General features: G+C 58.7%; 6 protein-coding genes. 4 read left to right on the top strand and 2 right to left on the bottom strand.

Annotated features, from left to right (window positions below; genetic code table 11):
* Nucleotides 1-93: 93 nt before the first annotated feature.
* The gene (locus tag E5W87_RS34360; protein ID WP_292408070.1) at nucleotides 94-1,200 is read left to right on the top strand and encodes a flavodoxin family protein; all 1,107 of its coding nucleotides are present in this window, start codon (nucleotides 94-96) and stop codon (nucleotides 1,198-1,200) included.
* Between the two features lie 110 nt (nucleotides 1,201-1,310).
* Here E5W87_RS34360 and E5W87_RS34355 read toward each other — a convergent pair whose 3' ends face one another.
* Nucleotides 1,311-2,225 (bottom strand): hypothetical protein, encoded by a 915-nt coding sequence (locus tag E5W87_RS34355; protein ID WP_292408067.1) that lies wholly within the window; start codon nucleotides 2,223-2,225, stop codon nucleotides 1,311-1,313.
* A gap of 525 nt (nucleotides 2,226-2,750) precedes the next feature.
* Here E5W87_RS34355 and E5W87_RS34350 point away from each other — a divergent pair.
* On the top strand, nucleotides 2,751-2,951 hold the full coding sequence (locus tag E5W87_RS34350) for a CsbD family protein (RefSeq protein WP_292408064.1): 201 nt from the start codon (nucleotides 2,751-2,753) through the stop codon (nucleotides 2,949-2,951).
* Nucleotides 2,952-3,188 (top strand): KTSC domain-containing protein, encoded by a 237-nt coding sequence (locus E5W87_RS34345; protein WP_292408061.1) that lies wholly within the window; start codon nucleotides 2,952-2,954, stop codon nucleotides 3,186-3,188.
* A gap of 69 nt (nucleotides 3,189-3,257) precedes the next feature.
* On the opposite strand, the gene E5W87_RS34340 is transcribed toward E5W87_RS34345, so the two are convergent.
* Nucleotides 3,258-3,398, bottom strand: a complete 141-nt coding sequence (locus E5W87_RS34340) for a hypothetical protein (protein WP_292408058.1) — start codon at nucleotides 3,396-3,398, stop codon at nucleotides 3,258-3,260.
* A gap of 242 nt (nucleotides 3,399-3,640) precedes the next feature.
* Here E5W87_RS34340 and E5W87_RS34335 point away from each other — a divergent pair, with 242 nt between their 5' ends.
* Nucleotides 3,641-3,925 carry a DUF982 domain-containing protein gene (locus E5W87_RS34335; RefSeq protein ID WP_292408055.1) on the top strand — a complete coding sequence of 95 codons (285 nt, stop codon included), beginning with the start codon at nucleotides 3,641-3,643 and terminating at the stop codon, nucleotides 3,923-3,925.
* The last annotated feature ends 296 nt before the right edge of the window (nucleotides 3,926-4,221 follow it).

Here is a 4,221-nt window from a genome sequence, read left to right as displayed (position 1 = left end):
CGGGACCTCGCGAGGAACCGCATAATATCGCGACGTTGCAACGGTTAGGACGTAGCGCGCGTTCCTGGATGAAATTGGCGAAGGAATACGCAAATGCCTCGTCTCGTCGACAAGTCCGTCGGGAGGACCCCGACGCCCCGGAAAGGCATGCCTAGTCCCAAATTGAATGAGGAGGAGTTCAAAGCGCGGTACAAACAGCAATTCGTCGACCCGGCGTTCCAACCACTAACCGCTTCGATCGAGCGCATCGCGTCGATCGCGTGGGAGGCCTATGCGGAATCCCGCAAGAGCCCGATCACTAGAAAAGCCGGCTCTGCGTTTAGCGACCCCGACTACGATCTCTCAGTCGATTGGATTGCGGCGCACGAAGCGGTGCTACAGGCCCAGCGGCGGTACGAGGATCTGACGGTCCCGCCACGTCTGTTGATCATCAATGGCTCATCGCGCAGCGAGCATACTTGTCCCGGCGAAATGTCGAAGAGCTTCCGTCTCGCCGAAATCGCTCGTGAAACCATCGAGACTGAAGCGAAGCTTGCCGTCGAAATCCTTGATCTATCGCGAATTGCGTCCGAATACGGGAGGAACATTCATCCCTGCAAGGCGTGCTTTTCGACGGCCGCCGCACTCTGCCACTGGCCTTGTTCTTGCTATCCTAACCATTCGCTCGGCCAGGTTCAGGATTGGATGAGCGAAATCTACCCGATGTGGGTTGCCGCCGATGGGATAATGATAATCACGCCGGTGAATTGGTATCAGGTTTCCTCGCCCGTCAAACTCATGATGGACAGGCTTGTCTGCGCCGATGGAGGAAACCCCGACCCCTCGCTGACACGAGGCAAGGACGCGACAAAGGCAAAAGAGGTGGAGCTAGCCGGGTGGGACTATCCGCGCCATTTGGCCGGCCGGCTGTTTTCTGTGATCGTGCACGGTGATGTAGACGGTGCAGAGAACGTGCGGCGTTCCATTGCTGACTGGCTACGCTTTATGAAGTTGTCGCCGGCAGGGCCTAATGCGGAACTCGACCGCTATATCGGTTACTGGAAGCCGTATGCCACGAGTCATGAGGAACTCGACGCCAACGAAGCAATTCAGGAGGAGATTCGCAACGTTGCCCGTTCGCTCGCCGAAGCCGTCTTGGAACGTCGTGCTGGCCGCTACCGGCAGATCGGCATCGGCTTGCAAGACCCACGGCAAAAATAGATGACGATCAGCGCAAAGGGGTAGATGCCTTTGGTTCGCGCCCATCGAAGATCGCCGCGCGCAAAAGGCCCGCGCCTCTCGGAGACGCGGGCCGATCAGGCCGGGGCTTGTTATCGGTTCGAAAGATAGAGTGCTTCCTCATCGTCGCGCTGTCGGCCGCCAAGCGCTGCTGCGGTGCTTGCGATGAAGGCACCGACGATCAGCGACAGTGCGCCAAGAAGTGCGAACGTCGCGCTGGCTTTCCTAGCTGTGTCGGCGGCCTGCTGGGCCTTTACCTTTTCGTCCTTTACCTTAGCGATCATCCCATCGACACGCGCCTTCGCATCAGCTTCCGAGAGCCCGGTCCGCGCGGCCACAAGTTTCGTCAAATAGGCATTATCGTCTGCCGAGACCTCGCTTGCAGCCGCACTGGCGACCAGGATGCGCGAGGCCTGCGCGGCCACTGCGGCGTCGTTTTGCGGATTGGCCCCCGCAAGCTTGCTGGGGTCGGCCGGCCGAAAAAGCAAATCCACGAAGTAGGATGTCGTGTTGTCGATCGCTCCGCTGGCATTGGCGGAGGCGCCGGCCGAAGCACCCATCGCGGCACCCGAGGCGACGGTCGAAGCGGCTTGAACGCCTGAGCCCAATACCGCAGAAAGTGCCGAGCCCAACACACCGGCGACAAGCAGCGTGGCCAGCGCCCAAGCCAGGAAGCCGTGGGCGGTGTCGCGGAAAAAAACTTCATCTGTGTGGATACCCACCCATTTGGTGCGAAGCCGCCCGGCAAGATAGCCGCCAACCCCCGATGACAGCCACTGCACGACCACCAGCCACACGGCGGTGGACGCCGCGAACGTGGTGACCGAGACACCCGCGCCTGACCATGGCGATACCATCGTGAGGCCGAGTCCCGAGCCGAGCAGCATCAGGATGAAAGTGAGGGTAGACGCGGCGAAGGCGCCGGCGATTATCGGACCCCAATTCACAGCAGGGGCCGAGGATTCCGTCGACGCGGAAACATCGGCGGCCAAGAGGGTTGACTGCATCACAGCCTCCTACCGCGCGAAAAGCATGATGAGAATGATTATCGGAATGGGAACACCGAGCAGCCAGAGCAAGATACCGCGACCCATGGAAACCTCCCGTGCGTTATCAACGACGATCTAATAATGTCGTTGGGGGAGTTCTGTTCCGTAGACTTGTCGAGCGACGATGCCTGCCAGCCAGATATAATTTCGACATGATCTTTCTGGGCCATCATCGGGGCAATCTGTTTGGGTGAATATCCGGAAACCTAGGGGCAAGTGGACGGCGCGCGCAGGAGCAACTGACCCGGCGACTGCCGCCGATGTCCCCGCAACGATGCCGATCGGGATAACCGGTCGACCATGGCTTCAGTGAAAGACGCAGTTTAGTCGCGGCCGTTTTTCTCGCAGGCAATGGAACCTTCAGCGGTCGCTAATGTTCATTCCCGAGAACAGTTATCGCACCAGAAGATCCGGGGCCTTCGAGGCGGGAAGGATGCTTCGGGAAGTGCCCGGCAAAGCAACGGGATAATAAAGGAGGAACCCATGAATTGGGATCAAATCAAGGGAAAATGGACGCAGTTCAAAGGCAAGGCCAAGGAGCAATGGGGTGACCTCACCGACGATGACCTTGATCGCATCGAGGGCAATCGAGATCAACTCGTAGGACGCATTCAGGAGCGATATGGGATCGCCAAAGAAGAGGCAGAACGGCAGATAGATGAGTGGTCTACAAGGATAAGCTGAATGTTCCAACGCGACGTTGCGTCCGCCCGATCAGGAATTCGTAAAGAGGTTTCGCCGGAGCGCCGCATCCTTTCGATCTCGTTCGTGGTCAGCGGGAACCGATATGAGTTTGAGGACGTGCCGGCAGAGACGTTTGCCGCATTCAAAGCGGCCTTCGCCAAGGGTCGCTATTTCAACAACCACATCCGCAATCATTTCCGGTATCGTCGGGTTGTGGCCGGCAACGATCCGGGATGACGGCATAGCTGTTGAAACATTCCAACAGCCGGTTGGTGGACGCAGCCCCGCCGACGCGCCTATGATCTTTCACGATCCGCGAACCGAGCAAAGCCCGTCCACCCCGCGCTCGGTGACCGCTTTGATCGCCCCATCGCTCTCCTGTGCGGCGGGTTTTTTTGTTTCTGTATGGAACACTGGCATGGGCAGTACGTTCGCCTCCTGCAGCATTCGCTCCTGGGAACCAATGTTGCGAGATCGGTGTCCCCTCCCGATCAGCCCGCGTCCTTCCCCTCCGTGGGGGCGCGGGCGTCTCTCGTTCATGGAACGACCAAGGCTCTTCGGACGTCCAGCCCCTAGCAAGGCCTGTTCAGCCTCAATGGCATTGGGCATCGACGCTCTGAATTAACGATGATGCAACCACCGCCATGTCTTCGCGTTTAACCGCCTTCAATCCTTGGCGAGCGACAAAAATGACGGCGTTCATTCCAATTACAATCTCACTGAATGACAAATCGATGGTAATTGCGTCGATAGCCGACGCTGCGAAAGCGCTTCAGCAACCATGGCCATCCATGGATAGACCGTCCCGACTTGAAGCAATCCGCATGATCGAGGAATGCCTGGCGGGACATTGCACTCATCAAGCTGCCTTCGCCGCCTTCAAGGCGGCGGCAACTGAACAGGGACTTCATAAACAGAAGCCGCCAAGCGTAGGCCTCAAGGAATTCGACGGGGTTGCTGAAGATATGATGTGAGGTGGTGCCCGCCGCCCTCGCTATTGGACCGCCGACAGGCCTCATCTGGGCGGACTTGGTCAGTTTGTAATTGCGGACCACCCGCCAAATCGAGGAATGGCGGTGGTCCCTTATCAGCGCAGGAAGGGACGTAGGCTGCGCAGATTTCGTTCTTCGGGCCGATCGTCAAAGTCCGGTGGTCCCTAGCTAACGATCATTCCAATCGCCAGGAACGTGATGGAGGCGGCGAAGACCGGAGCGAGCAACCAGCGAGCTTGGTGGACACGACTAACCAGGGAAAAGCCCGCGCTCGGAGG

Origin of the sequence: Mesorhizobium sp. (assembly GCF_004962925.1) — a bacterium.
Classification (GTDB): domain Bacteria; phylum Pseudomonadota; class Alphaproteobacteria; order Rhizobiales; family Rhizobiaceae; genus Mesorhizobium.
This window is presented reverse-complemented; position numbering and strand designations above follow the sequence as displayed.

Coding starts and splice junctions, on each gene's coding strand:
- E5W87_RS34360 (WP_292408070.1), top strand. CDS start 94: ATGCCTCGTCTCGTCGACAAGTCCGTCGGGAGGACCCCGACGCCCCGG.
- E5W87_RS34355 (WP_292408067.1), bottom strand. CDS start 2,225: ATGCAGTCAACCCTCTTGGCCGCCGATGTTTCCGCGTCGACGGAATCC.
- E5W87_RS34350 (WP_292408064.1), top strand. CDS start 2,751: ATGAATTGGGATCAAATCAAGGGAAAATGGACGCAGTTCAAAGGCAAG.
- E5W87_RS34345 (WP_292408061.1), top strand. CDS start 2,952: ATGTTCCAACGCGACGTTGCGTCCGCCCGATCAGGAATTCGTAAAGAG.
- E5W87_RS34340 (WP_292408058.1), bottom strand. CDS start 3,398: ATGCTGCAGGAGGCGAACGTACTGCCCATGCCAGTGTTCCATACAGAA.
- E5W87_RS34335 (WP_292408055.1), top strand. CDS start 3,641: ATGACGGCGTTCATTCCAATTACAATCTCACTGAATGACAAATCGATG.